The 26,121-nt window shown below is 70.6% G+C and carries 21 protein-coding genes and 1 tRNA gene; 14 read left to right on the top strand and 8 right to left on the bottom strand.

The genetic code is table 11. The annotated features are described in order from the left end of the window. Positions 1 to 82 precede the first annotated feature (82 nt). From ABT158_RS25775 to ABT158_RS25750, 6 genes are all read left to right on the top strand, one after another. The gene (locus ABT158_RS25775; RefSeq protein ID WP_352357472.1) at positions 83 to 670 is read left to right on the top strand and encodes an RNA polymerase sigma factor; all 588 of its coding nucleotides are present in this window, start codon (positions 83 to 85) and stop codon (positions 668 to 670) included. Continuing rightward, positions 667 to 1,518, top strand: coding sequence for a hypothetical protein (locus tag ABT158_RS25770; RefSeq protein WP_352357470.1), 852 nt, complete (start codon positions 667 to 669; stop codon positions 1,516 to 1,518). Before ABT158_RS25775 ends, ABT158_RS25770 begins: the two co-directional genes overlap by 4 nt. Then, positions 1,509 to 4,667 (top strand): S8 family serine peptidase, encoded by a 3,159-nt coding sequence (locus ABT158_RS25765; protein ID WP_352357468.1) that lies wholly within the window; start codon positions 1,509 to 1,511, stop codon positions 4,665 to 4,667. The genes ABT158_RS25770 and ABT158_RS25765 overlap by 10 nt, the downstream gene beginning before the upstream one ends. A 180-nt stretch (positions 4,668 to 4,847) precedes the next feature. After that, entirely contained in the window at positions 4,848 to 7,358 is a 2,511-nt protein-coding gene (locus tag ABT158_RS25760; protein WP_352357466.1) for an ATP-binding protein, read from the top strand. A gap of 301 nt (positions 7,359 to 7,659) precedes the next feature. Further along, positions 7,660 to 8,178 (top strand): CU044_2847 family protein, encoded by a 519-nt coding sequence (locus ABT158_RS25755; protein WP_352357464.1) that lies wholly within the window; start codon positions 7,660 to 7,662, stop codon positions 8,176 to 8,178. After that, positions 8,165 to 12,886 carry an nSTAND1 domain-containing NTPase gene (locus tag ABT158_RS25750; protein ID WP_352357462.1) on the top strand — a complete coding sequence of 1,574 codons (4,722 nt, stop codon included), beginning with the start codon at positions 8,165 to 8,167 and terminating at the stop codon, positions 12,884 to 12,886. The genes ABT158_RS25755 and ABT158_RS25750 overlap by 14 nt, the downstream gene beginning before the upstream one ends. A gap of 90 nt (positions 12,887 to 12,976) precedes the next feature. On the opposite strand, the gene ABT158_RS25745 is transcribed toward ABT158_RS25750, so the two are convergent. The 3 genes from ABT158_RS25745 to ABT158_RS25735 form a co-directional block, all read right to left on the bottom strand. Then, positions 12,977 to 13,597 carry a TMEM175 family protein gene (locus ABT158_RS25745; protein ID WP_352357460.1) on the bottom strand — a complete coding sequence of 207 codons (621 nt, stop codon included), beginning with the start codon at positions 13,595 to 13,597 and terminating at the stop codon, positions 12,977 to 12,979. A gap of 357 nt (positions 13,598 to 13,954) precedes the next feature. After that, positions 13,955 to 14,028, bottom strand: a tRNA-Pro gene (locus tag ABT158_RS25740). Between the two features lie 64 nt (positions 14,029 to 14,092). Continuing rightward, the gene (locus tag ABT158_RS25735) at positions 14,093 to 14,956 is read right to left on the bottom strand and encodes a metallophosphoesterase (protein ID WP_352357634.1); all 864 of its coding nucleotides are present in this window, start codon (positions 14,954 to 14,956) and stop codon (positions 14,093 to 14,095) included. Between the two features lie 89 nt (positions 14,957 to 15,045). Between ABT158_RS25735 and ABT158_RS25730 the strand changes: the two genes are divergently transcribed. Continuing rightward, entirely contained in the window at positions 15,046 to 15,501 is a 456-nt protein-coding gene (locus ABT158_RS25730; RefSeq protein WP_352321362.1) for a GatB/YqeY domain-containing protein, read from the top strand. Positions 15,502 to 15,929: 428 nt separating this feature from the next. On the opposite strand, the gene ABT158_RS25725 is transcribed toward ABT158_RS25730, so the two are convergent. Beyond that, the gene (locus ABT158_RS25725) at positions 15,930 to 18,260 is read right to left on the bottom strand and encodes a transglycosylase domain-containing protein (protein WP_352357458.1); all 2,331 of its coding nucleotides are present in this window, start codon (positions 18,258 to 18,260) and stop codon (positions 15,930 to 15,932) included. A 244-nt stretch (positions 18,261 to 18,504) separates the two neighbouring features. On the opposite strand from ABT158_RS25725, the gene ABT158_RS25720 reads away from it, so the two are divergent. Next, positions 18,505 to 18,801, top strand: coding sequence for a WhiB family transcriptional regulator (locus ABT158_RS25720; RefSeq protein WP_090771382.1), 297 nt, complete (start codon positions 18,505 to 18,507; stop codon positions 18,799 to 18,801). 53 nt (positions 18,802 to 18,854) lie between these two features. Here the strand turns inward: ABT158_RS25720 and bagB are convergent, their stop codons facing one another. Beyond that, on the bottom strand, positions 18,855 to 19,982 hold the full coding sequence (bagB, locus tag ABT158_RS25715; protein ID WP_352357455.1) for an ATPase BagB: 1,128 nt from the start codon (positions 19,980 to 19,982) through the stop codon (positions 18,855 to 18,857). Further along, on the bottom strand, positions 19,979 to 20,983 hold the full coding sequence (gene bagA, locus ABT158_RS25710) for an ATPase BagA (protein WP_352357453.1): 1,005 nt from the start codon (positions 20,981 to 20,983) through the stop codon (positions 19,979 to 19,981). The genes bagB and bagA overlap by 4 nt, the downstream gene beginning before the upstream one ends. 132 nt (positions 20,984 to 21,115) lie before the next feature. On the opposite strand from bagA, the gene sp36 reads away from it, so the two are divergent. Genes sp36 through ABT158_RS25690 form a run of 4 tightly spaced genes read left to right on the top strand, consistent with a single transcriptional unit; the run spans position 21,116 to position 23,379 of the window. Continuing rightward, positions 21,116 to 21,271 (top strand): Sp36 family protein, encoded by a 156-nt coding sequence (gene sp36, locus ABT158_RS25705; RefSeq protein WP_219471185.1) that lies wholly within the window; start codon positions 21,116 to 21,118, stop codon positions 21,269 to 21,271. Next, positions 21,268 to 21,726, top strand: a complete 459-nt coding sequence (locus ABT158_RS25700; protein WP_352357450.1) for a RidA family protein — start codon at positions 21,268 to 21,270, stop codon at positions 21,724 to 21,726. Before sp36 ends, ABT158_RS25700 begins: the two co-directional genes overlap by 4 nt. A gap of 49 nt (positions 21,727 to 21,775) precedes the next feature. Beyond that, on the top strand, positions 21,776 to 22,594 hold the full coding sequence (locus tag ABT158_RS25695; RefSeq protein WP_352357448.1) for an NUDIX hydrolase: 819 nt from the start codon (positions 21,776 to 21,778) through the stop codon (positions 22,592 to 22,594). Continuing rightward, complete coding sequence (locus ABT158_RS25690; RefSeq protein WP_352357446.1) at positions 22,591 to 23,379, top strand: MBL fold metallo-hydrolase; 789 nt, start codon at positions 22,591 to 22,593, stop codon at positions 23,377 to 23,379. Before ABT158_RS25695 ends, ABT158_RS25690 begins: the two co-directional genes overlap by 4 nt. Here the strand turns inward: ABT158_RS25690 and ABT158_RS25685 are convergent. Beyond that, entirely contained in the window at positions 23,361 to 24,041 is a 681-nt protein-coding gene (locus ABT158_RS25685; protein WP_125644033.1) for a Crp/Fnr family transcriptional regulator, read from the bottom strand. The genes ABT158_RS25690 and ABT158_RS25685 overlap by 19 nt on opposite strands. Before the next feature lie 133 nt (positions 24,042 to 24,174). Then, positions 24,175 to 24,603, bottom strand: a complete 429-nt coding sequence (locus ABT158_RS25680; RefSeq protein ID WP_352357443.1) for a hypothetical protein — start codon at positions 24,601 to 24,603, stop codon at positions 24,175 to 24,177. 76 nt (positions 24,604 to 24,679) lie between these two features. On the opposite strand from ABT158_RS25680, the gene nth reads away from it, so the two are divergent. Both nth and ABT158_RS25670 read left to right on the top strand, forming a co-directional pair. Next, the gene (gene nth, locus ABT158_RS25675) at positions 24,680 to 25,402 is read left to right on the top strand and encodes an endonuclease III (protein ID WP_352357441.1); all 723 of its coding nucleotides are present in this window, start codon (positions 24,680 to 24,682) and stop codon (positions 25,400 to 25,402) included. A gap of 49 nt (positions 25,403 to 25,451) precedes the next feature. After that, positions 25,452 to 26,117: an NUDIX hydrolase gene (locus tag ABT158_RS25670; protein ID WP_352357439.1), complete on the top strand. Its 666-nt coding sequence runs from the start codon at positions 25,452 to 25,454 to the stop codon at positions 26,115 to 26,117. Positions 26,118 to 26,121: the final 4 nt, after the last annotated feature.

The raw sequence follows: 26,121 nt of genomic DNA, 5'->3' as shown, positions 1-26,121 counted from the left end.
CCTTCTCCGTATTCGTCTGTCACACCTGGAACCATCCGGACACCTGCTTGTTGTGACATACCCCTACGGAAGGGACGACCGCGTGGGCCCACCGGACCCCCGGCAACGCTTCGAGGAGCTCTACACCGAGCACTACGCGACCGTCTCCGGCTATGTGCGGCGACGCAGCGACGACCCTCACGACGTCGCCGACGTCATCGCCGAGACGTTCACGACCGCCTGGCGGCGGCTCGGCGAGGTGCCGCCCGGCGACCGCGCCCGGCTCTGGCTGTACGGCGTGGCCCGGCGCACCCTGGCCAACCACCGCCGCGGCGAGTCCCGCAGGGCGGCCCTCACCACGCGCCTGCGCGCCGAACTCGCGGAATGGACCGGCCCGGCGGCGGACCCCGCGGCGGACCCCGCGGCGGACCCGGTGGCGGACGCTGTGCCCGAGACCGCCCGCGCGGCCTTCATGCGGCTGTCCGCCGACGACCGGGAGGTGCTGTCGCTCGTCGCCTGGGAGGGGCTGGGCAACGCCGAGCTGGCGCAGGTGCTCGGCTGCTCGCGCCTCGCCGTCCGGCAGCGCCTGCACCGCGCACGCAAGCGCCTGGCCGCCGAGCTCGCCGCCGACGACCCCGATCTCGCCCGGTACGGCCCGCGGGCCGTCCGTCTCGCCAAGGAGACCTCATGAACCCGCAGCTCGACGACATCGTCAGGCGGCTCGCCCCGCCCGCCGGGCCGGGGCTGACGCCCGGCGCCAGGGAGACGATGTACAAGATCATGGAGGAGGAGCCCGCCCCGGCCCTGCCCGCGCGCAGGAGGCGGCGCGCCCTGCTCGTGCTGCCGGCCGCGCTGGGCGCCCTCGCGGCGTCGCTGGCCGTCGTCGTCACCCTCGGGCCCGCCTCGGCCTCGGCCCTCGACGTCAAGGACGAGGGCGACTACTTCGTCATCGAGGTCAAGGACGTGTTCGCCGAGCCGGAGGTGTACCAGCGGCAGCTGCGCGACGCCGGGCTCGACATCAAGCTGCGCCTGTTGCCCTCCACGCCCAGCAGCGTCGGCTCGGTCGCCCCGAGCACGGTGGAACCGGACGGGATCAAGGTGATCGACCGTCAGGAAGGCTGCGAGACGGTGGGCGGTTGCCCGATCAGCATCAAGGTCCGCCGGGACTTCAAGGGCTCGGCCGAGCTCGTCCTCGGCCGGGAGGCGCGTCCCGGTGAGGAATACCAGATCGTCACCGGCTTCGACGTGCCCGGCGAGCCCATGCACTGCGCGCCGTACTACAACAGGCCCGTCAGCGAGGTGCGCGCCCTGCTCAAGGACCGGGGGGTGGACATCGAGGCGTTCGACGTCCTCGGCCCCGCCTTCTGGACGAAGGACGGCAAGGAGACCGAGCCGGTGACCAAGGCGTCGGTCCCGGAGTCCATGCACGTCGTCGGCGGCTACCTGACGATGGCCGGCAAGGCGGCGGTCCAGGTCAGCGACTCGGACCTGCCCGCCGACCTCGTCCGCACGCTGAAGGAGAAGGCCGGATGCCCGTGATCCCGAACAAGGTGCTGGCCGCCGTCCTGGTGGCCGCGACGGTCGGCGTCGTGCCCGCGCCCGACCGTCAGGACGATCTGCCGCAGCCCGCGGACGCGGCCCGGCCGGGCGGCGTCACGCTGATCACCGGTGACCGCGTGGTGGTCACCGGCGGCGGCGGATACCGCGTGCAACCGGGTCCGGGCCGGCGGGTGGGGTTCAGCGGCCAGGTCCAGGACGGTCACCTGTACGTGATCCCGTCCGACGCCCGGCCGCTGGTCGCCGCGAACCTGCTCGACCGGCGGCTGTTCGACGTCACCCAGCTGCTGGCCTGGCGGTACGGCGACGCCGACCGGCCCGACATCCCGCTGATCGTCCAGTCGTCCCAAGGGACGGCCCCGGCGCTCCGGGGGACCGAGCGGGCCCGGCCGCTCGGCGGGCTCGGGATGAGCGCGATGAACGTGGTCAAGGCGTCCGCCGGGCTGGCCTGGCAGGACCTGGCGGCCGGCGCCCGCTCCCTGACGGCCGGATCCGCCAAGCTCTGGCTGGACGGCCGCCGCTCCTACAGCCTCGACCGGAGCGCCGAGCAGATCGGCGCGACCGAAGCCTGGAAGCAGGGCATGACGGGCAAGGGCGTCACGGTGGCCGTCCTGGACAGCGGGTACGACCCCGACCACCCCGACCTGAAAGGCGTGGTGACCCAGGAGAAGAACTTCACCGACGAGCCCGACATCCGCGACAACATCGGGCACGGCACCCACGTCGCCTCGATCATCGCGGGGGCCGACGCGAAGTACCGGGGGATCGCGCCCGGCGCGAAGCTCGCCGTCGCGAAGGCCGGCACCGCCTCCGGGCTGACCGAGTCGGCGATCCTGGCGGGCATGGAGTGGGCCGCCGCCGAGGTCAAGGCCAAGATCGTCAATTTGAGCTTCGGCGCCCCCGACACCCTGGACCTCGACCCGGTCGAGCAGGCGGTGAACACGCTGTCGCAGCGGTACGGCACGCTGTTCGTCGCGGCCTCGGGCAACGACAGCGCCATCGTCTCCAGCCCCGGCAGCGCGGACGCCGCGCTCACCGTCGGCTCCGTCGACCACCAGGACCGCATCGCCGCCTCCTCGGGCAGCGGCCCCCGTGAGGGCGATCACGCCATCAAACCGGACATCACCGCACCCGGAGTGGGGATCGTGGCCGCGAAGGCGGGCGGGACCGGGACCGAGGCGCACGTGGCGATGTCGGGCACCTCCATGGCCGCGCCGCACGTGGCGGGCGCCGCGGCGATCCTCGCCCAGCTTCATCCCGACTGGACCGGGCAACGGCTCAAGGCCGCGCTGACGGGCAGCGCCACGCCGCTTCCCGGCCTGACGCCGTACCGGCAGGGGGCCGGGCGGGTGGACGTCGTCCGCGCGCTGGCCCAGCAGGTCGTCGCCGTGCCGGAGCGGGTGTGGGCGTACTTCCCCTCGGACGGGACGGGGGAGCGGGTGTCCGCCGGGACCGTCACGTACGACAACGCCGGTGACACCCCCGTCGACCTCGACCTGACCGCCGACGGCGAGGTCGTGCGGCTCTCCGACCGACGTCTCCAGGTGCCCGCCAAAGGGCAGGCGACGGTCACTGTCACGATCGACGCCAAGGACCAGGCGTCCGGCGAGCACCCGGTGACGATCACCGCCAGGTCGGGCGACACGGTGATCCGCACCCTCGCCGGCGCGTACGTCGAGCCCGAGTCCCACAACATGACCGTCAAGGCGCTCGACCGGGCCGGCCGGCCCGCCGAAGCGGGCTTCGTCCAGGTGTACGACGCGCGGACGGGCGCCGGCCGCGACGTGCCCCTCATCGACGGGACGGCCCGGCTCAGGCTGCCCGAGCGTGAGTGGAACCTGTACGCCGAGATCTACGACGCGGGAGACACCCTGGCCCACGCCCGGCTCGATCTCGACCAGGACCGGCAGGTGACCATCGACGCCCGCGACGGCAGGCGGATCGGCTTCAGCGTGGACGACCCGGACGCCGCGCCGGGCGACGAGCTCGTCGTCGAGCTGGCCGACGGCGCTTGGTCCTACGGGTTCGGGAGCTGGCGCGCACCCGGCTGGGACACCTACGTCGTCCCGGCACGCGCGCCGGGCCTGCGATTCCTCAGCAGGAACATCTGGAAGAGCAGGACCCGCACGCCGAGCCCGTACGTCTACGACCTGGTGAACACCCACACCGACGGGCTCCCGGACAACCCCTTCCACGCCGCCCGGCGGGTGGACCTGGTCAAGGTGACGGCGACGTACCGGGCCGCGGCCACGGCGGCGACCGGGCTTCCGTACTTCGGCCCGAGGCTCGTCGAGGACAGGCCCGGGATCATGGCGAGCCCGGGGCAGGACGCGGAACTGCCGAGCACCCTCACCCACTACCGGACGCCGGGGTTGGTGTGGGACAGCGGCTTCCAGGTCGGCACGTCCGTCCTGGCCGGCGCCCCGGTCAGGCTGGAGCGGGGGAGCACCACGGAGGTGTGGAACGCCGCCGTGACCGGCCCGTCCGCACCCGTCGCGACCCGATCGGGCGACGAGCTGACCGTTCCCGTGGGCGACCTGTTCGCCGACGGCGTCGCCGGCCACAGGGGCGCCGACGACGCGGCCACCGGCACCGCCACCCTCACCGCCGGCGGCCGGACGCTGGCCGAGACCGACCTGGCGGGATGCGCGACGGAACGGCCCGAGGACTGCGTGCTCCACGCCACCCTGCGACCGGAGGCCGCCACGTACACCCTGAAGGCGTCGGCCCGCCGCCAGGTGCCCTACTCCGCCCTCTCGACCGCCGTGGAGTCCGTCTGGACGTTCCGCTCCGCCAGGGCCGACGGCCGCCGCCCGCCGTCCCTGACAGCGGTACGCCTCACCCCCACTACTCTGGACGACCACAACCGCGCCCGCCCGGGCACCCGCACCCCCCTCACCCTGACCCTCGAACCCTCATCCCGCCAGGAGGGCACCCGGGTACGCCTTGAGTCCTCTTCCGACGACGGCCGCACCTGGCGTCCCGTCCCGGTGACGCGATCCGCCCACGGCTGGCTGGCGATGATCTCCAACCCCCGCACTGCCGGATTCGTCTCCCTGCGCGCGACCGTCACGGACACCCCCACCACCGGGCTGACCCAGACGATCACTCGCGCCTACGCGGTGGGCTGAACCGGCGCCCGGCCGTCCATCTGGGGAACGGCCGGGCACGCTCCGAGAACCTTCGTGAGCTCGGGGCGCGGCCGTGCCGGCAGCCGGCCGCGCCCCGCAGCGGCTCGAAACGCGGGGGCGACCACCGCGTTTCGAGTTATGCTGGATCTTCTTGTCGTGGTGGTGCGTGGCGGAGGCCACATGAGCCGGTTGGCGCGTCCGGGGCGTCGGCAGACCCCGATCCCCGATCCCGGAAGTGTCCTCGGGCGCTTCGCCCAGTCACTGCGCGAGCTACGTGACCAGGCCGGCGATCCGAGCTACAAATTGCTGGCCCGTGAGACCGCCCGGTCCGGCTCGCCCTACTCCGAGACCTCGCTCCGCAACGCCGCCTCCGGACGGTTCAGGCCGTCCTGGGAGGTCGTGGAGACGTTCGTCCGCGCGTGCGTGGCCTTCGCCAAGGAGAATCCGCACAGAGCCGGCGAGGCGGCGCGTGCCTGGGACGTCCAGGCGCTGCTGGACGAATGGTCGACCTGCTGGCGCGAGATGTCGATCAGCGAGGACGTCCCCGCGGGCGGGCGCCTTCGGCCCGAGCCGGACGTCGGAGGGATGGCAGACGTCGGAGGGGGCTCGGACGTCCCCGGCAACCTGCCGGTGGCGCTCATGAGCTTCGTGGGGCGCCGGCATGAGCTGGCCGAGGGGATGCGGCTCATGCGGCAGGTCCGGCTGGTGACGCTGACCGGGGTCGGTGGCGTAGGGAAGACCCGGCTCGCCCTGCGGCTGGCCGAGGAGGTGGCCGACCGGTTTCCTGGCGGGGTGTGGCTGGCGGAGTTCGCGGCGTTCACCGACCGGACCATGGTCGACCACGCTGTCGCCGCCGTCGTGGGAGTCCAGCTCACGGCTGACGAGCCGCCCCGGGCGGGCCTCGCGAGGGCCTTGAGCGGGCAGAAGGTGCTGCTCGTCCTGGACAACTGCGAGCATCTGCTGGCCGAGGCCGCCGATCTGGCCCGGTCGTTGTTACAGGCCGTGCCGGGCTTGTCCGTGCTGGCCACCAGTCGTCAGACGTTGGGGGTCGCGGGCGAGCACGTCCTGGAGGTGTCTCCGCTCCCGCTGCCCGCAGAGGGCGGCACGGACTCGGTGGCCGTGGAGCTCTTCTGCGAACGAGCGCGCGCCGTGCTGCCGGACTTCCGCCTGACGGTGGAGAACCGGACGACCGTGGCCAGGATCTGCCGCCTGCTCGACGGCCTGCCGCTGGCCTTGGAGCTGGCTGCCCGCTGCCTGCGCACGCTGTCGGTCGAGGACCTGCTGGACCGCCTGGACCAGCGCTTCCTTCTCCTGGGCTCCGTCGGCGCCGACCGGACTGCCCATCCGCGTCACCGTACTCTGCGAGCGGTCTTCGACTGGAGCTACGAGCTGTGCACGCCGGACGAGCGTCAGGTGTGGGAGCGCTTGTCGGTGTCGGCGGGCAGTGTGTCACTGGGCGATGCCGAGGCGATCTGCGAGGACGGCACCCCGGCGTCGCACGCGGTGTTCGAGGCGATCACCGCGCTCGTCGACAAGTCATTGCTGGTACGGGCGGAGACGGGCGGACCGACCCGGCTGCACATGCTGGAGACCGTACGTCTGTACGGACGGGAACGGCTCGCCTCCTCCGGCGGCGAGAAGCGGGCACTGCGCCGCCACCACGACCGTTACCTGTGGCTCGCCTGCCAGGCAGAGGAGTTGTACGCCACCCCGCAGCAGGGACGCTGGCTGATCCGGCTCGGGCAGGAACACGGCAATCTCCGGCAGGTGTTCGCGGCCGTCCCAGGGGCCGGCATCGAGTCCGGCCGCTTCCTCGCCGGAGCCTACGCGCTGTGGCTGTACTGGGTGGCCAGCGGCAACATCGGGGAAGGCGCGCACTGGATGCGCCGCATCGCCGAACGCCATCCGGAACCGCCCTGCCCCGAGCTGTCGCAGGTGTGGTGCCGGGCGCAGTGGTGTGCGGCCTACGTCCTCATGCTGCATGGCGACAGGGTGGGCGCGGAACGCTCGCTCGGCCTCATCGAGCCTCGTCTTGAGGGCTCGGATGACGGGTGGAGCGCCATCCGGGCCGGAATCGACCAGCTTCGCGGGCTCCTCGCCCTGTTCGTCGGCGACGTCAAGGGGGTGGAGGAGCACTCCAGCGCGGCGCTGCGGGCCGGCGCCTGCCGCGCCGGCATGCTGACCAAGCAGCAGGCGCTCGCCCAGCTCGGCCTGGCCGCGTCGATGAGCGGCGATCGCCGGGCCGCCCGCGACTTCTTCCGGCAGGGCCTCGACCTGTCGGAGAGCTGCGGCGAGATCTGGCACCGCTCCTATCTGCTGTGGACACTCGCCATCCAGTACGTCGAGACCGGCGAGACGAAGGAGGCGGTGGCCTTGCTGTGGCGCAGCCTCGACCTCAAGCGGCAGTTGGGGGACAAGCTCGGGGCGGCCACAGTGAGCGAGGCTCTGGCCTGGGCCTTGGCGCAGGGCGGCCGACCGTACTTGGGGGCGCTCCTGCTCGGCGCCGCGCACATCGCCTGGAAGCCGGCGGGCGCTCCGCAGCTGTGGGGCTTCGCCCACCTCATCGACGGACGTGACCGTAGCGTCACGGAGATACGGCGGCGGCTCGGGGACGGGCGATTCGACGAAGCGTACCGGCTGGGCGAATCCTTGGGGCTCGCCCGAGCCCTGGAACAGGCCGCACGCCTGTAGCCGGCGCTTGCGGGCAGACGGCAGCCGGCTCGCGCGAATCCGCAATTCCGCAAGGAGCCCGCAACCTTCCCGCACCGCTCTGGCCGGAGTCCCCCCTTCCCCCCACACTGTGGGGACGCCGTGCCGTCAGGGCAGAACCCGGGTTCCACGGAAGGCGCCCGGCCACATCGCTCATGCCAACGATGCACGTCGCGAGTCATGTCGCGAGAGAGATCACATGCTTCTCGCACCAAGGGCAAGCGCACAGAAGCAGCTGACATCGCGGTGCTCGGTCAGCGAGCGCCGTAAATGGAGACCGCTCATGGAACACATGAAAGTAGTCCGCATAGAAGTCGACGGAGAGCCGGTGTACATCGAATGCGTCGATGTGGAGGTCATCGGAGACACCGCCGCTCCGCCCGTGGAAGCAGGGCCCTCCCGCCTTCCCCGTGACCCGAGCAGGCAGGAAGTAGGGGTGCGCCGGAACCTGACGTCGGATCCGGCAAAGCTCCAGAACGCGTGGAACGAGGGCATGCGTTCGGTGCGCCAGGCCGCAGGCGCGGCTTTCAAGCAATTGACGGCCATGCCGAGGAAGCCGGACCGCATGGTCATCGAGGTCGGGGTGAAGATGAGCGCGCAGGCCGGCCTCATCATGGCCAACGTCTCGGGCGAGGCATCCGTCAAGGTGACCCTGGAATGGAGCAGCGTTGCGACCGCGGGAGCGCCTGAGAAGGAAGCGGACGACAAACCGGACGAGCAGCGCGAACTCGCTGAGGTGAAGGTCAACGACCTGGCCGTGAACGGGGCCGGCGAGCCGGAGGCAGGGCGTGACGGCGAATGACCGTATCGGCTGGGGCGGTTACGGCTCGGTCGAGGAAGGTCTCGTCCTGCTGTACCACGAGCCGACACCTGGTGAGCGGGTTGCTCTGGGCAGTGCCTTCCATGTCAGAGGCACTGCCGGAAGCAGACTCCTCACGGCGAAGCACAATCTGTTGTGGGCCGGACTGCGGTCGGGAGAAACCGCCCCTCCCGGGGAGGGGCTGTCACACGGGAACTGGACGATCAACCCCCTGACCGCAGTCTTCTGGGGACTGCTGCTCCGCCCCCAGGTACGGATAACCGAGGTCGAATCCGCCAGCGTCTACGACGACGAGGACCTGGCCCTGTTGAAGGTGGACGCCCCGCCGCAGGCACGCCCGCTTCGGCTGCTGGAACGGCAGGAATACCGCGACAGGGTGGAGTTGCACGGGTTTCCCGTCGAAGAGGGGAAGGCCTGGCCCACTGGGCCGAAGGTGGTTCGGGGCTACGTCGACCGGGTCGGCCGGCACGGCAGCTACGTGCTCCCCGACCTTGACAGCTCGCTTGTCGAGTGGGGTTTCAGCGGCGGCCCCGTCTGGTCGAGAGAGTTCGACGGCGTCGTCGGCATGACGCTGGCCCGGTGGTCGAGCGGGAGCCCGGTCACCCTCCGGCAGGCCGAGATCTCCACCGTCGATCGCATCTTCAAGGTGTTTCCCGGGCTCAGGGAGGAACTCCGTCCGGCCAACCCGTTCCCCGGGCTCGACGCCTTCGACGCCGCCCACCGTACCGTGTTCCTCGGCAGGGACCGGGAGAGCGACGAGGTGGCCCAGCTGATCCTGCGCCCAGGGGACGGCTCGTCGCAGGGTGTGGCGGTGTTCGGCCCGTCGGGGCGTGGCAAGAGTTCGCTGGTGCTCGCCGGCGTCGTCCCCCGGCTCGGCGAGAGCCGGGCCACGCCCACCGTGGCGACGTGCCGCCTCTCCCAGGTCAACGGGGCGGGGGTGCTGGCCGGCGCGCTCCTGGACGCAGCCTCCTCCAGGTCACGGCGCTGGACCAATGAGGAACTGGTGAAGGTGCTGGACGATCCTGGGCGCAGCGGCGAAGTCCTGGCCGACGTCGTGGGCACCGGCCCGGACAGCTGGCTGCTGCTCGTACTGGACGGTGCGGAGGCGCTGCTGACGCGTCCGCGGCAGGAGAGGCTGCGGTTCTGTAAGCAGGTTTCGCATCTGGTGAACTCTCCGTATCCCTGGGGTGCGGGGCGAGTCCGGCTGATGATGACGGCTCGGACCGAAGTGCGAGAACAGCTCCTGGCCGAGTTGGGCAGGGAAGGAGTCTCGCTGCTCCCCTACGAACTCCGGGAGATGCCGGTCGACGAGCTTGAGAGCCTGGTGCACGGGGCGGTCGCCGCCGCCGCCCCTGGGGTCAGGGTCGATCCGGAACTGAGCGCGCGGCTCAGGCGCGACGTCGAAGAGTTCACCGGCGAGTGGCTCCCGTCCCTGGCGCTGGTGCTGCACGGTCTGTGGGAACAGGAGGAAGGCGGTCGGCTCACCACTCGCTCCTATGCCCAGCTCGGGGAGCTTCATGGGGCCATGGCGAACATCGTCAAGGGCGTCTGCCAGGCCAGCGGCAACGACGACGCCTGCCGCGAGTTGCTCATCCAACTGGTCGCCCCGATCGCCGGGGTGGGCGGCACCGCCCGCTGGACGAGAGTCGCCGTCCCGGTCGAAGACCTCACCCGGACTGCCCGCTCGGTACTCGATCGATTCGTCGATCGACGCCTCATCCAGAGCTACCCGTCCGGGCGCGACGGCGAGGCCGAACTCCTCGTCGAGCTGGTGCACGACTCTCTCATCGCCACACTTGAGAAGATCACAAATGCCGCCGGGATGCCGGAGAACTGGCTCACCGAGGAAGCGGGGGACTTCCGGGCATGGCAGTTCCGCGTCCAGCAGGCCCGGTCGAGCGGGCGTCGTCTCACGTTGCGCGAACTGCTGGAGTCACGGGCTCACCTCAAGGGCGACTTCCAGCGCTGGATCGGCGAACGGGACCGCGAGTGGTTGTCCCGCAGCTGGCGCAGGTTCGCGACGAAGTGCACGGCAGGCATCGCCGCCGCGTCGTTCGCTGTCGCCCTCTTCATCTGGAGCCTTGATGCCCTGCTGGACAGTGGGGCCGCCAAGGCGGCCGAGGTCACGGCCAAGCAGGCGGTGCAGGAAAAGTCCGAGGACCGCAGCCTGGCACTGGCCATGGCCGCCGCGGCGCAGGCCCGGTCCCCGCTGCCGGAGGCCGAGTCGGTGCTCGCCGAGCGCATCGCCACCGTGGCCGGAGGCGGCGATCCCCGACTGGTGGTCCCGGGCGGCGGGGAGATCGTCTCTCTGGCCGTGGACGATTCGGGCCGGCATGCGGTGGCGATGACCGCCGACGGCGGGGCAACCGTCTGGGAGGGGACAGCAGGGACGACTCCCCGTCTCGTCGGACGCCATCCGCAGGCCCGTTCGGCCGCACTCAGCAGGGACGGCACCACCCTCGCCTTCGGTGACGATCTCGGCGCCGTCCTGGTCTCGGGCCTGGACGGTCGCGTACGGGCAAGGCTGGATCCCCCGCCCGAGGTCGGCAACGCCCGCGCCAAGGTCGCGGGGGTACGTTTCAGCCCCGACGGGACGATGCTCGCGGTGCGATGGGAGGACGGCGAGCAGGCACTGCTGTGGCGCTGGACGGAACACGGCGGGAACGCCCAAGTCGTCCTTCGCCAGATCGACCGCAGAATGCCTTTCCCCAACCCGCTCTGGTCGCTGGATTTCACCCCCGACGGCAAGTGGGTGGTGGGCGGTGCGGGAATGAACATGGCCACTGTCTGGCAGCTCGACGGGAAGGCGAGAGAGCTGCCGGAGTACTACCACAGCGACACTCTGGTGCCGGGCGAGGACGGCGTCAGGCTCTACGGATGCCTCGAAGGCCGCATCCAGGTATTCGACATAGCCTGGCCGAAGCCACTTCCGATCCGGGATCTACCGGCGATCTCAAGCTGTGTGGACGACGATCCCGGCACGCTGAACCCCCGGACCGTGGGAACCAGGCAAGGCGGCCTCGGCGTGGCCACCCAGGACGGCAGCGGGTATCGGCTGAACTCCGCCTCTCGCGACCACCAGCTGCCTGCGACGAGTGACCGGGGGTGGATCGCGCTCGGCGCACAGTGGCGGCAGGCTTGGAGCAGCAGCGGAAACGTGTTGCGCCTGACCGCTCTCGGCTCGGTTCCCGCCCTGGATACGCAGCGGTGGGACGGGGAGGTACGGGTGCTGGTCACCCCCGGTGATGGCCACGTACTCACCTGGGACGACCACCACGTGGCCAGTTGGCGCGCGTCCGACGGACGGCAGACCGCGGCCTTGGCGGCGGACGGCGCGCCCGCCGCCTTCGGCAGTGCCGCGCCGGAGACGGCGGCGATGGCGCCATGGGCACTCAGCCCTTCTGGACGAAGGCTCGCTCTGTCGCTGCCCGGTCGGCGAGTGGTTTGGGTGGTCGACGCGGTAACCCTCCGCCAGATCAGCGAGATCGCGCCACGACGCGTCTCACCCCCTGGCGCGCCCGGGATGGTGCAAGGACTCGGATTCGTGTCAGAAGGGGAACTTGCTGTCTGGGGTGAGGGAGTGACGGAACGCTGGAATCTTGCGGAAGGCCGCCCCGGCCCGCTGCTGCGGCTGGACTCCGCCGTCGCCCGGCCGTTGAACGCCGTAGCGGTACGTCCCGGCACGGGGGAAGTGGCCCTCGCTCGTTCTGCCGACAACCAGATCAGACTGCTCGATCCGGACACTGGCCGGGTACGCAAGGAGTTTCGCCTGCCGGGGAACGACGTGGCAGCGAGTCTCGGCTTCTCGCCGACCGGGGACCTGCTGACGGTCAGCGACAGACGTGGCGGCGTGGCGGTCTTCGACATGTCATCGACGACGGCGTCCGAGCCAGATCAGGTCATCCCTGGCGGAGGTACGACGGAACGCAGGGTCTTCGGGCTGCTCGGCGAGGGTGGCTGGTTCCTGTCGGACGGTGGATCCCTGGAGATGCGTCTGGATGGTGACTCGCTGCCCGTCTTCCGGCAGGCACCACGCGGTCTGCTCTGGGCACGGCCGCTGCCGGGCGTCGGCCGTCTGCTGCTGGCCCGCAGGCCGAACAACCTCCGAAGTACCCCTGCCGGGCTGATGCTCATCCCCCTCGACGTGCAGCAGCGCCGTGCCCATGCATGCCGCATCACCGGGCAACTGCATGGATGGGAGGGACTGCTGCCGGACAACGTGGACAGGGATGAGACATGTGTCCCGGAGAGCGCCGCCGCCGGAGGGCGAGCGCCTGTGTCCGGGATTCCCTGGACGATCGCGCCCAACGCCCAACCTTTGGCGGACGGCGAACCGACCTCGTCAGCCACGCCGTTCAGCCTGTCCGATGCCGTCAAGGAGATGCGCTCGCGACACGTGGAGCCGGAGGACGGCTCCACGGCCCCGCCCGGCCCGCTCAGAGCCTTCGTCGGGGTGTGCGTGTCAGTGAACGGCCAGTGCCGGCGCCTGGTCTTCTTCCACCACGGGACCCTCGTGCTGGATCGCGAGGTCCACCTGATCAAGATCGTCAGTCAGGACGGGACCACGGTGAAGATCTCCTACCCGACCTTCCGGCCGACCGACGCGCCGTGCTGCCCTTCAGGCGAGCGCGTGGTCGTCACCTATCACTGGGACGGCGCCGCCGTGGTCCCCGACCGCAAGGAGCCCTGACCACTCCACGGAACAGAAGCGGTCGATGCGCGTCGCGCTTCTCCCCGGAGTCTCCCCGAAGCGGGAGACGATCGCGGCTCGTGGCCGTGGCTACGCAGCCTGTCGTCTGGGGCGCATGTCGAACATGTAGAAGATGAGCAGCAACACGTAGAACACGAGCGCGCCAATCGCGCTGAGCGCGCCGATGACGGTCGCGACGAGATAGAGCACCGGCCCCATGCCCCAGCGAAATCGCAACGAGCGCGCCTCGGCCGGAGTGATGTGCCCGCCGAGGTGGCGGTGCCCTGACGAGGCGTACCACCACACGGCGTTGTAGAAGATGCCGCCGATCACCAGCACGATTCCATAGAAGACGGCGGCCATCTGGGTGCCGTGGTCGGCGTGCAGCGCCTCGGCCAGCACATGCGTGGGAAACGGCAAGAAGGCGACATCCATCAGGAGGAGCACGTTGAGGGCCAGCAGCAGGCCGTCAGTCCTCTGGATGAAGTGGAACATCCGATGGTGGTTCATCCAGATCATCCCCACCAGCAGGAACGTCACCATGTAGGCGAGGTAGGACGGCCACAGGCCGATCAGCGCACCCCCGAGGTCCTCTTCCCAGCCTTCGGGCAGCCGGATCTCCAGCACCAGCAGCGTGATGGCGATGGCGAAAACGCCGTCGCTGAACGCCTCCAGGCGCCCGGTGCTCATCACGGAAGAGTCATCACTCACGCCGCGTATCGTAGCGAGAGGATCAAGTCGCCAGATGACGGGCATTTCGGCAAATTTCTACTGCGAGGCAGGACTCGGTGCCGTCTCAGAGGCACCGCGAGGCTGAACCTCGTAAGCCTGCCGAAGAACCTCAGCCCAACCTCTGTAGTGCTCGGGGTTTCGGCCATCCCGAGCAACGGGGACCGCAGCGCTGCTCTGAGGCGAGCCGACCGGGCCGGAGGTGGTACCAAGACCCGCAGGCCAGCCGAACGCTGGAACGTCGGCCCCCCGATGGACGCGGCGAACGTATCGACTTCCGGAAACGGAAAAGGGCCCGACCCGCTGAGCGGATCAGACCCTCTACCTGGTCAAACTGTGTCGGGGTGGCGGGATTTGAACCCACGACCTCTTCGTCCCGAACGAAGCGCGCTGCCAAGCTGCGCTACACCCCGGTGCACGCCCGTCTTGCGCGTGCTTGAGAAAGTCTAGCGGACTTCGCGGGTACTCGTGACCGCCTCAGCGCCGGGGAACCAGCGTGAGCAACGTCGCCTCCGGGAAGCACGCGAAACGGGCCGGTGCGTACGGCGAGGTGCCCAGGCCGGCGGACACGTGCAGCCAGGCGTTCTCGTGCCGGCTCAGGCCCTTCACGCGGGCACGGTCGATGCCGCAGTTGGTGACCAGGGCGCCGTAGAACGGGACGCAGAGCTGGCCGCCGTGGGTGTGGCCGGCGAGCAGGAGCTGGTAGCCGTCCTCGGCGAAGCGGGTCATGTTGCGGGGCTCGGGGGAGTGCATGACGCCGAGGCGGAGGTCGGCGTCGGCGGGGGCCGGGCCGGCGACCAGGTCGTAGCGGTCGCGGGAGATGTGGGAGTCGTGGATGCCCGCCACCGCGACGTCGAGGTCGCCGATCTTGACGCGGGCGGTGGTGTTGTTCATGTCCAGCCAGCCCTCGGCGGCCATGCCGGCGCCCAGTTCCTCCCACGGGAGGTTGGGGATGTGCTGGCGGCGGTCGTTCTTCGAGGTACGCCAGAGGTAGCGGGCCGGGTTCTTCGGCTGGGGGGCGTAGAGGTCGTTGGACCCGTAGACGAACAGCCCTGGACGGGACAGCAGCGGCTCCAGGGCGTGCAGGAGCGCGGGGACCGCTTCTGGGTGGGCGATCGAGTCGCCGGTGTTGACCACCAGGTCGGGCTCCAGGGCGCCCAGGGAACGCACCCAGTTGATGAGCATCGTGCGCCCGGGGGTCAGGTGCAGGTCGGACAGGTGCAGCACGCGTACGGGACGCCGCCCGCGCTCCAGCACCGGCACGTCGAAGCGGCGCAGGCGGAACCAGTTGCGCTCCACGACGGAGGCGTAGCCCAGCCCGGCCAGGCCGAGACCGATCATGGACAGGGGCACTGCGACGGCTTTCCTCACGTACTCATGATGCCTGACAACGGGCACGAGCCGTCCCGGCAGACGGCAAGATGGACCGCATGAGCGCAATGAAGGACAAGCTGAAGGCCGATCTCACGGCCTCGATGAAGAGCCGGGACGAAGTCCGTCTCCGGACGATTCGCATGGCTCTGGCGGCCGTGAACGTCGAGGAGGTGGCGGGCAAGGCGGCCAGGGAGCTCAGCGATGACGAGGTCATCAAGGTGCTGACCAAGGAGGCCAAGAAGCGGCGCGAGGCCGCCGAGGCCTTCCAGAATGCCGGACGCACCGAGCAGGCCCAGGCCGAGCTGGACGAGCAGGCGGTGCTGGAGGAGTACCTGCCGGCGCAGCTCTCCGACGAGGAGCTGGCCCAGATCGTCGACGCGGCCGTGGCCGAGACCGGCGCGTCAGGGCCGCAGGCCATGGGGCAGGTCATGAAGGTGGTCAACCCCAAGGTCGCGGGCAGGGCCGAAGGCGGCCGCGTCGCCGCCGCCGTCCGCGCCCGCCTCACGGCCTGACCCCGGCACCGCCCCACCCGCCGACCGCCACACTCGCGCCGCCGTCGCGTGGGACGCCCTCACTCGGGACGCCGCCCTCGGGACGCCGCCCTTAGGACGGCAGCGGCCCCACAGGACGGCGGAAGCGACGGTCGACAGGGCGGTGGCGGGCGGTTCACAAGGCACCACCAGTCCGACAGGGCGGTGGCGGTTCACCAGGCACCGGGGGGCCGGCGTGACTGGAGCCGTCCTGCATGGCGGTGGTCCGAGGGAGCGGCGCTGTGGGGTGACCGGGCTGCGGCGTCCGACTGAGGGGTGTTGCGGGAGGTGGTCGGGGGCGGCCGGGTGAGGGCCGTCCCCACAGAGCCTCTGGAGGGGTTGTGCGAGGGCCTGAACGGCCGTAGAAGGGCAATCGGTGGCGAAGGCCGTTCGGGGCCGCCCAGTGTCTCTCAGCGGCGGGTTCGGGCCGGCGGGGCGGTGGGCCCGGTGGCGGCCTGGCCGCCGAGCCCGTCGTCGAGCCCGTCGTCGAGCCCTCCGCCGCCGAACCCGTTGCCCGGCCGCTGCCAGTCGCCCGGCCCGCGCCCGTCGCCGCCGCCGTCGCCACGGTCGTTGTGGTCGCCGAAGAAGTTGTCGAACGGATCGCCGTCCCTGGGCCCCTCGTCGCCGCGCTTCTTCTTCTTGGGCTTCGGCGCGCACTTGTCGGAGCAGCCGCCGAACCGCGACTGGTCCACCGGCGTGAACTCCGCCGGCTCCACCCCCTTGAGCGCCTGCATCATCGCCTGCTTCCAGATGGGCCCGGAGATCGAGGCGCCGTACACGTACGGGAAGTACTGGCCGCCGATCGTGACCCCGATCAGCTTGTGGGTGGAGGCGCCGCGCGGGTCGCCGAGGCTCACGGCCGAGGACAGGTTCGGGGTGTAACCGGCGAACCAGGCCGACATGTAGTCGTCGGTCGTCCCGGTCTTGCCGGCGGCGTCACGACCGATGCCGCCCACGGCGCTCATCGTGCCCTTGGTGAACACGCCCGACAGGATGCCGCTGACCGCGTCGGCGACCTCCTCCTCCATGACCTGCGAGCACTTCGGCTTGTACTGCTTGGCGACGCCGTTCCTGTCCTTGATCTCGGTGATGGCCAGCGGCTTGCAGTACTGGCCGCGCGAGGCGAACACGGCGTAGGAGTTGGCGATCGTCACGGGGTCGACCTCGTTGACGCCCAGCGTGAACGTCTCGACCTCGCGCAGCTTGCCGCCGTCGGCGCGCTTGACGCCGAGGCGCTTGGCGAGCTTGACGACCTTGCAGAGCCCGACCTCCTGCTCCAGCTTGAGGAAGAACGTGTTCACCGAGCCCCACGTGCCGGTCTGCAGGGTCTTGAAACCGCCGCCGCCCTCGCTGGAGTTGTGCGCGGTGTGCGAGGGGTCGCCGACGTTGTCGCCCTTGCAGTCCTTGAACGAGTTGTAGCCGCTCGCGGTGAACCCGGCCGGCGCGGGGAAGCCGTCGCCGTACTTCAGGCCCTCCTCCAGGGCGGTGGCCAGCGTGTACGCCTTGGCCGTCGAGCCCTGCTGCAACCCGCGCCCGCCGCCGTGCGCGGCGTCGGCGACGACGTTGTAGCTCATCTCGTTCTTCTTCTTGCTGCCGCCGAACTTGCGCGAGGCCGCCATCGCCTTGATCTCGCCGGTGCCGGGGACGACCATGGCCTGCGCGGCCACGGGCTTGTCCTTGGGGCTGACGTACTTCTTGATGGCCTTCTCGGCGGCCTTCTGCATCTTGGGGTCGAGCGTGGTCTTGATCGTCATGCCGCCGCGCTGGAGCAGCTTCCTGCGCTCGTCCTGGTTCTTGCCGAAGTCGTCGTTGTTGAGGATCTCGTACTGGACGTAGAGGCAGAAGTACGGGAACTTGCTGGCCTCGCAGCCGCCGGGGAACTTGACGTCCTTGTAGCCGAGCTTCTCGGCCTTGGCCGCGTCGGCCTCCGCCCGCGTGATCTTGTGGATCTCGGCCATCCGGTCGAGCACGGTGTTGCGGCGCATCAGCAGCCGTTCGCGCGACTCGGGGCCGACGTTGGGGTCGGTGCGGGCCGGGTTCTGAACGGCGCCGGCCAGCGTGGCGGCCTCCGACAGGTCCAGCTCGGAGGCGGGCTTGTCGAAGAAACGCCTGGCCGCGGCCTGGATGCCGTGCGCGCCCGCGCCGAAGTAGGCGATGTTGAGGTACTTCTCCAGGATCTGCTGCTTGCTGTACTTGCGCTCGATCGCCATGGCGTACCGCAGCTCCTGGAGCTTGCGGGACATCGTCGGGGCGATGGCCGCCTGCTGCTCCTCCGGCGTCTCGGCCTTGTTGACCAGCACCTGCTTGACGTACTGCTGGGTGATCGAGGAGCCGCCCTGCATGACGCCGCCGCCGGTGAGGTTCTTCACCAGGGCGCGGGCGGTGCCCTCGACGTCGATCGGGCCGTGCTCGAAGAAGCGGAAGTCCTCGATCGCGATCAGCGCGGTCTGCATGATGGGCGCGACCTTGTCGAGGGTCACGGACTGCCGGTTCTCGTAGTAGAACTGGGCGATCTGCTTGCCGTTGGCGTCGACCAGCTTCGTGCGTTCCGGCAGCGGGGGTTCGTCGAGTTCCCTGGGCTTGAGTTCGAGTCCGTCCATGGCGGTCTTGGCCGACACGCCTGCCCCGCCGACCGCCGGCAGCGCCACCGCCGCCGCCAGCACACCCGCCGCCGTCCCGGCGATGATCAGACGCAGGACGCTGAGGAGCGGGTGGGAGCGGTCTTTGCCCTTCGCTTGCACGCTCCCAAGGGTACGTCGAAACACTGTCCTTATCGGTAACACGACACCATTTCGCCTTGACTGGGAGGGGTGACTAGTCATTCCCGGTCAACAGTCCGGCGAGAAATTGGTCCTCTGGGGTCTGTCGGCCCGAACGTGAAGTTGCGTACGTTCATCCTCTGCGGCAACTGAATACGGAGGCTCGGCGCCCGCGCCCGTCGGCCCCAAATGACGACTGACCACCTAAGGGGAGTGGGGTCGAAAAATGTGGATCACGGATTGGACCTCCCGTGCCGCCTGTAAGGGTGCGGACCCGGACGCGCTGTTCGTCCAGGGCGCCGCACAGAACAGGGCGAAGCTGATCTGTCGAGGATGCCCGGTCCGTACCGAATGCCTCGCCGATGCGCTGGACAACCGCATCGAGTTCGGGGTGTGGGGCGGTATGACCGAACGCGAACGCCGTGCGCTGCTCAGGCGCCGGCCCGACGTGGACTCGTGGCGCGACCTGCTCGAGTCCGCGAAGGAAGAGTACGAACGGACCAATGAGCTGATCGCGGGCTGATCTGGCCCGCGGCGGGAGAGCACGGCCGGCGCCGCCCGTCGGCCGTGCTCTCTCTACGCGCTCGCCAACAGGTTCCCGATCTGCCGCAGTCCGGCTAGGTCGTGGACATCTCCGGACATCGCACGTACCTGTGCCACGGGCACCGTGGGATGAGCCGAGACGAAATGCTCCTGCTCGCGGCTCTCGCGAGTGGCGAGTTGCATCCGGCCGGTGTGCAGCCGCAGCACAGCGGCCGTCAACTCGTGTTCGCCCTTCGACTCCAGGTCCTCGGCCGCGGCGGCGCTGCGTGCCGCCGAGAGCGCCGAGCCGGGCGACACGTGCACCCGGTTCACCACGAGCCCGGCGAGGGGCATGCGCTCCTCGGCGAGCCGTTCCACGAAGTACGACGCCTCCCTCATCGCGTCGCGCTCCGGCGCGGCCACCACGAGGAAGGCCGTGCCCGGCGCCTGCAACAGCTTGTACGTCATCTCGGCCCGCTGCCTGAACCCGCCGAACACGGCGTCCAGGGCGGACACGAACGTCTGCAGGTCCTTGATCACCTGCGCGCCGAGCAGCTTGGTCATCGCTCCGGCCATCAACCCGAACCCGGCGTTGAGCAGCCGGAACGCGCTGCGCCCGCCCGCCTTGGCGGGGGCGGTGAGCAGCCGGATGAACCGCCCGTCGAGGAAGCGGCCGAGCCGCTCCGGCGCGTCCAGGAAGTCCAGCGCCGACCGCGAGGGCGGCGTGTCCACGATGATCAGGTCCCACTCGTCGGAGCGGCGGAGCTGGCCGAGCTTCTCCATCGCCATGTACTCCTGCGTGCCCGAGAAGCTGGAGGACAGCGACTGGTAGAAGGGGTTCGACAGGATCTGGCGGGCCCGCTCGGGGTCGGCGTGCGCCTCGATGATCTCGTCGAACGTGCGCTTCATGTCGAGCATCATGGCGAACAGCTGGCCGCCGCCCTCGGGCGAGCTGACCAGGCGCGGGGTGTTGTCCAGCTCGGTCAGGCCCATCGACTGGGCCAGGCGGCGCGCCGGGTCGACGGTCAGCACCACCGCGCACCGGCCGCGTTCGGCGGCGCGCAGGCCGAGGGCCGCGGCGGTCGTGGTCTTGCCGACGCCGCCGGAGCCGCAGCAGACGATGATCCGGGTGCCCTTGTCGTCGAGGATCGCGTCGATGTCGAGGGGGATGGGTTTCTTCACACTGCTCCCCGGTGGGTGCGGAGGATTTCGGCCAGCTCGTACAGGCCGGCCAGGTCGACGCCGTCGGCCAGCAGCGGCAGCTCGACGCGCGGCAGGCCGGCCTCGGCCAGCGACTCGCGCTCGGAGTGTTCCAGCTCGGTGCGGCGGGCGTGCTCGACGACCTCCTCGGCGAGCGCCTCGGCCATCGCGGCGGCGTCGGAGGTGTCGGCGAGCCCAGCTGCCTTGAGCCCGAGCGCCAGCTCGCCCACGTCGAATCGGCCCTTGACAGCCATGTCAAGAGCGGCCTGTGGAAGCAGTGATTCACGGACCATGTTGATGAAAACGCAACCTGCGGGAAGCCCGGCCGAGCGCAATTCGGCGACCCCGTCGAGGGTCTCCTGCACCGGCATCTCCTCCAGGAGGGTGACGAAGTGCACCATCGTCTCCCTCGACTTCACGACGCCGTTCACGAGGTCCGAGTGGTTCTTGATCGGTCCGACCTTGGCCAGGCCGGCGACCTCCTGGGTGACGTTCAGGAAGCGGGTGATGCGGCCGGTGGGCGGCGCGTCGAGGACGACGGCGTCATAGACCCTGCGCCCGTTCTTGCCCCGCCTGCGCACGGCCTCGGTCGTCTTGCCGGTGACCAGGACGTCGCGGAACCCGGGGGCCACGGTGGTGGCGAAGTCGACGATGCCCATCTTGGTCAGCGCGCGCCCGGCCCTGCGCATGCCGTAGAACATCTCCATGTATTCGAGCATGGCCTCTTCGGGATCGATGGCCAGCGCGTACACGTCGCCGCCGGAGGGCGCGACGGCGATCTTGCGCTCCTCGTAGGGCAGCGGCGGCAGGTCGAAGATCTGGGCGATGCCCTGCCTGCCCTCCACCTCGACGAGCAGCACCTTGCGCCCGCCCGCGGCCAGTGCGAGGGCGAGGGCGGCGGCGACGGTCGTCTTGCCGGTGCCGCCCTTGCCGGTGACGACGTGCAGCCGCACGTCGCCCCAATCCGTGTCCGGAGAGTCCACGTTTCGAGGCTACCGAACGGTTACTTGTCGAAACCCGACGGCCACCGTTTGATTGCTCACATTGTGGTCACCGCCCCGCGTATGGGGTGGGGTGACAGGCCGCGAAGCGGCTTTCCATGAGATCGTCATGCCATGAAGAAATGGGAGTACCTCACCGCTCCGGTGCTGATCCACAACACGAAGATGATCCTCGACAACTTCGGGTCCGACGGCTGGGAGCTCGTCCAGATCGTCCAGGGCGCCACGCCCGAGCAGCTCGTCGCCTACTTCAAGCGGGAGAAGGCGTGAGCCCCGAGGAGCGGATCGCCGAGCTCGGGTACGAGCTGCCCCAGCCGGTGACGCCGCTGGCCGCGTACGTGCCGACCGCCCGTACCGGTGACCTCGTCTACACCTCCGGCCAGGTGCCCATGCTGGAGGGCAAACTGCACCAGACCGGCAAGCTCGGCGTCGATCTCGGCGTCGACGAGGGCAAGGCGCAGGCGCGCATCTGCGTGCTCAACGCGCTGGCCGCGCTGAAGGCCGAGCTGGGCGAGCTGTCCCGGGTGCGCAGGATCGTCAAGGTCGTGGTCTTCGTGGCCAGCGCGCCGAGCTTCACCGAGCAGCCCCAGGTGGCCAACGGCGCCAGCGACTTCCTGGCCGAGGTGTTCGGCGAGGCGGGCAAGCACGCCCGCAGCGCCGTGGGCGTGGCCGCGCTGCCGCTGGACGCCCCCGTGGAAGTGGAGCTGATCGCGGAGGTCTCCTGACCATCAGGATGTGTCACCATGACCGAGTGATGTTCTAGTAGGAGGTCAGGTGGCCGGTCTTCCCCTTCCCGACGAGCTCGCCGCGCGAGCCAGAGAGATCATCGCCGGGCGGCTCGCCCCCGTCCCGGCGCGCGACGCCGCCACGGTGGTGATCCTGCGCGGCTCGGGCCCGCGCGGCGGGCCCGAGGTCTACCTGCTCCGGCGGAAGTCCACGATGGCCTTCGCGGCGGGCGCCTACGTCTTCCCCGGCGGCTCCGTCGATCCACGCGACACCGACCAGGCGGTGGCCTGGGCCGGGCCGTCCCCCAAGGAGTGGGGCGAGGTCTTCCACGCCAGTGAGAACGTCGCGCGCGGGCTGGTGTGCGCGGCCGTGCGGGAGACGTTCGAGGAGTCCGGGGTGCTGCTGGCGGGGCCGGGGCCGGACAGCGTGGTCGAGGACACCACGGGCGACGACTGGGAGGCCGACCGGCTGGCGCTGATCGACCGCAGCCTGGCCTTCGCCGACTTCCTGGCCAAGCGGGGCCTGGTGCTCAGGTCCGACCTGCTCAAGCCGTGGGCCCACTGGATCACGCCGGAGATCGAGCAGCGCCGGTTCGACACCCGGTTCTTCGTGGCGGTGCTGCCCGAGGGCCAGCGCACGCGCGACGTCGGGGGCGAGGCCGACCACGTGGTGTGGCGGCGGCCGGCCGAGGCGATCGAGCTGTGGCGCGCGGGTGAGATCTTCCTGATGCCGCCCACCTCCCACACGCTCACCGAGCTGGCCGGGCACGACAGCGTGGCGTCCGTGCTGGCCGAGGAGCGGCGGATCACCGCGATCCTGCCGACGGCGATGGAGGTCGAGGGGGAAATGAGGCTGATGACGCCGTGAGCGGCCTGCACATCCCGCTCGGCACGCCCGACGGCTCGCGTACCGAGCACGCCGAGAACCTGCTGGCGCCCAACCCGTCCGCCATGACGCTCGACGGCACCAACACCTGGGTCATCGGCACCCGCGACGCGGTCGTGGTCGATCCCGGGCCCGACGACGAGGCGCACCTGCTGCGCGTACGCGACCATCTGGGCGAGCGGCGGGTCACCCAGATCCTGCTCACGCACGGCCACGCCGACCACAGCGGCGGCGCCAAACGGTTCGCCGAGCTGGTCGGCGCCCCCGTACGCGCCCTCGACCCGCGCCACCGGCTCGGCGACGAAGGGCTCGGCGACGGCGACGTGATCACGGTCGACGGCCTGGAGCTGCACGTCCACGCCACGCCCGGCCACTCGTTCGACTCGCTGTGCTTCTGGCTGCCCCAGGACCGGGCCATGCTGACCGGCGACACCGTGCTCGGCCGGGGCACCACGATCATCGCCCAGGACGGCGGCCTCGGCGACTACCTGCGCAGCCTCGACCGGCTGCGGGCGGCGGCCGAGGGCCTGGGAGCGCGGGCGCTGCTGCCCGGCCACGGCCCGGTGCTGCCCGACCCGATCGCGGCCCTCGACGGCTACATCGCCCACCGGCGGCAGCGGCTCGACCAGATCAGGGCGGCGCAGGCGCAGGGCGCGCGCACGCCGCGGGAGGTCGTCGAGATCGTGTACGCCGACGTCGACAGGGAGCTCTGGCCCGCCGCGGAGGTCTCCGTGCGGGCCCAGCTCGACTACCTGGAACGGTTGTAGAGCCGGTCCATGTCGAGGATGACCACGGCCTTGGCCTCAATGCGCAGCCAGCCGCGCTGGGCGAAGTCGGCCAGGGCCTTGTTCACCGTCTCGCGCGAGGCCCCGACGAGCTGGGCCAGCTCCTCCTGGGTGAGGTCGTGGTGCACGCGCATGCCGTCGTCGGTCTTGGTGCCGAACCGCTCGGCCAGGTCGAGGAGCTGCTTGGCGACCCGGCCGGGCACGTCGGTGAAGACCAGGTCGGCCAGCACGTCGTTGGTGCGGCGCAGCCGCTGGGCCAGCGCGCGCAGCAGGTGCAGCGCCACCTCGGGGCGGCCGGTCAGCCACGGGCGCAGGTCGTCGTGGCCCAGCCCGGCCAGGCGCACGTCGGTCAGCGCGGTCGCCGTGGCGGTGCGCGGACGCGGGTCGAACAGCGACAGCTCGCCGAACATCTCGCTCGGGCCGAGCACGCTCAGCAGGTTCTCGCGGCCGTCGGGCGAGGTGCGGGAAAGCTTGATCTTGCCTTCGAGCACGACGTAGAGCCGGTCGCCGGTCTCGTTCTCGTGGAAGAGGGTCTGTCCCTTGGACAGCTGGACCTCGGTGATGCTCGTCCGCAGCGCCGCGGCGCTCTCGCGGTCGAGCGCGGCGAACAGGGGGGCCTTGCCCAGCACATCTTCGGTGTTCACTCTGCCTCCTCTGCTGCCATTGTGACTCACCCCACTCCGGGCGGCACACACAGGCTATGGGAATGCCCGGGTTGGCCCGGGATTGCCCTGTTGTGTGGCGCACTGAAGTGTATGAACAAATCGGGTGACCTGCTTACTTCCGCAGGAGGTCGTCCACGGAGGCGACCGCCGTCGCCATCGTGTGGCCCAGCAGGACGCGTACGACATGGGCCGCCGAAGGACGGCCGGCCGGCTCCGGACGGCGGCACCGCTCGACGATCCCGCGCAGCGGCTGCGGCAGCGCGCCGGACCCGCTCGCGAACGTCACCAGCTCGGCCCAGTCGCGCACGTCGGCGGCCTGGCCGCCGCGGCCGGGCGAGCCCTGCACACCCACCAGCACCTGGCCGCGCGTGCCGAGCGCGACGTTGTCCGGGGTGAGCCGCAGGCCGGTCACGCCATGGGCGTGCATCCTGGCCATGGCCGCCGCGCTGCCCAGCGCCAGCCGGTGCAGCGCCGCGCCGCGCAACGGTCCGCCCGCGCGGACGAACTCGGTCAGTGACTCGCCCTTGTGCCGATCGCCCATGGTCGCCGCCCTCCAAGCCGCCAGGTTGTACGCGAACGCGGCGTAGAAGGTTCAACCGTTCCCATAGTCTTGCGGCATGGCCACGAACGCGTCGGGGCGCAAGCCGGAGACCCAGCTCGCCCTGGTACGGCGGGCACGCAAGATGAACCGCATCCTCGCCGAGACCTACCCCGACGCCCACTGTGAGCTCGACTTCCGCAACCCGCTGGAGCTCCTGGTCGCCACCATCCTGTCGGCCCAGTGCACCGACAAGCGGGTCAACATGGTGACCCCCACCCTGTTCGCCAAATACCCCACCGTCGAGGGCTACGCCGCCGCCGACCGCGCCGAGATGGAAGACATCATCCGCTCGACCGGCTTCTTCCGCGCGAAGACCAACAGCATCATCGGCATGGCCCAGGCCGTGTGCGAGCGTTACCGCGGCGAGGTGCCCGGCCGGCTCAAAGACCTGGTCACCCTGCCCGGCGTGGGCCGCAAGACCGCGAACGTGGTGCTCGGCAACGCGTTCGGCGTGCCGGGGCTGACCGTCGACACGCACTTCCAGCGGCTCGTGCGCCGCTTCGGCTGGACCGAGGAGACCGACCCCGTCAAGATCGAGCACATCGTGGCCGAGCTGCTGCCCCGCCGCGAGTGGACGATCTTCTCCCACCGGGTGATCTGGCACGGCCGCCGCATCTGCCACGCCCGCCGCCCGGCCTGCGGCGTGTGCCCGCTGGCGAGCCTGTGCCCCTCCTTCGGCACCGGGCCCACCGGCGAGGCGGAGGCCGAGAAGCTGGTCAGGCCCGGTCCCTTCTCCTGATCCCCGAGCCGCGGGAAGTGATCGAGGCCGTGCCGTGTTGGAGGTTTGCGTGACAGAAGTGCCCGACTGGCTCGAACGGCTGGCGGCGCAGGCCGCGCGCATCACGGTCCCCCGATACCTGCGTCCCCCGGCCGACGGCGGGCGCCTGGCCGCGGTGCTGATGTTGTTCGGCGAGGGCCCGCTCGGCCCCGACGTGCTGCTCATTCAGCGCAGCTCACGCGGGCGCAGGCACGCGGGCCAGCCCGCCTTCCCCGGCGGCGGCGTCGATCCCGGCGACGGCGGCCCGGTCGGCGCGGCCCTGCGCGAGGCGGAGGAGGAGACCGGCGTCGATCCGCGCGGCGTCCGCGTCCTCGGCACGATGCCCGAGCTCTACCTCGACCACAGCGACAACCGGGTCACCCCGGTGTTCGGCTGGTGGCACACGCCGTCCGCCGTGCACGCGGCCTCGCCCGACGAGGTGGAGTCCGTGGAACGGGTGCCGATCGCGGAGCTGGTCGATCCGGGCAACCGGGTCATGTTGCGGCATCCCAGCGGGCTCGCCGGCCCGGCCTTCCACGTCCGGGGCATGCTGGTGTGGGGGTTCACCGCGATGGTGCTCGACGTCGTGCTGCGCGAGGGCGGCCTCGAACGTCCCTGGGACCAGGCGCGGCTGGAGGAGCTGCCGGCCGAGGTCGTCCGGCTCGGCCTGCGCGAGCGGACCACTCCGGCCCCCTGACGCG

This window comes from Nonomuraea sp. NPDC001636, assembly GCF_040298265.1.
In the GTDB taxonomy this organism is placed as follows: domain Bacteria; phylum Actinomycetota; class Actinomycetes; order Streptosporangiales; family Streptosporangiaceae; genus Nonomuraea.
Note: the sequence above shows the minus strand (reverse complement) of the source record. Positions and strands in the feature narration are given on the sequence as shown.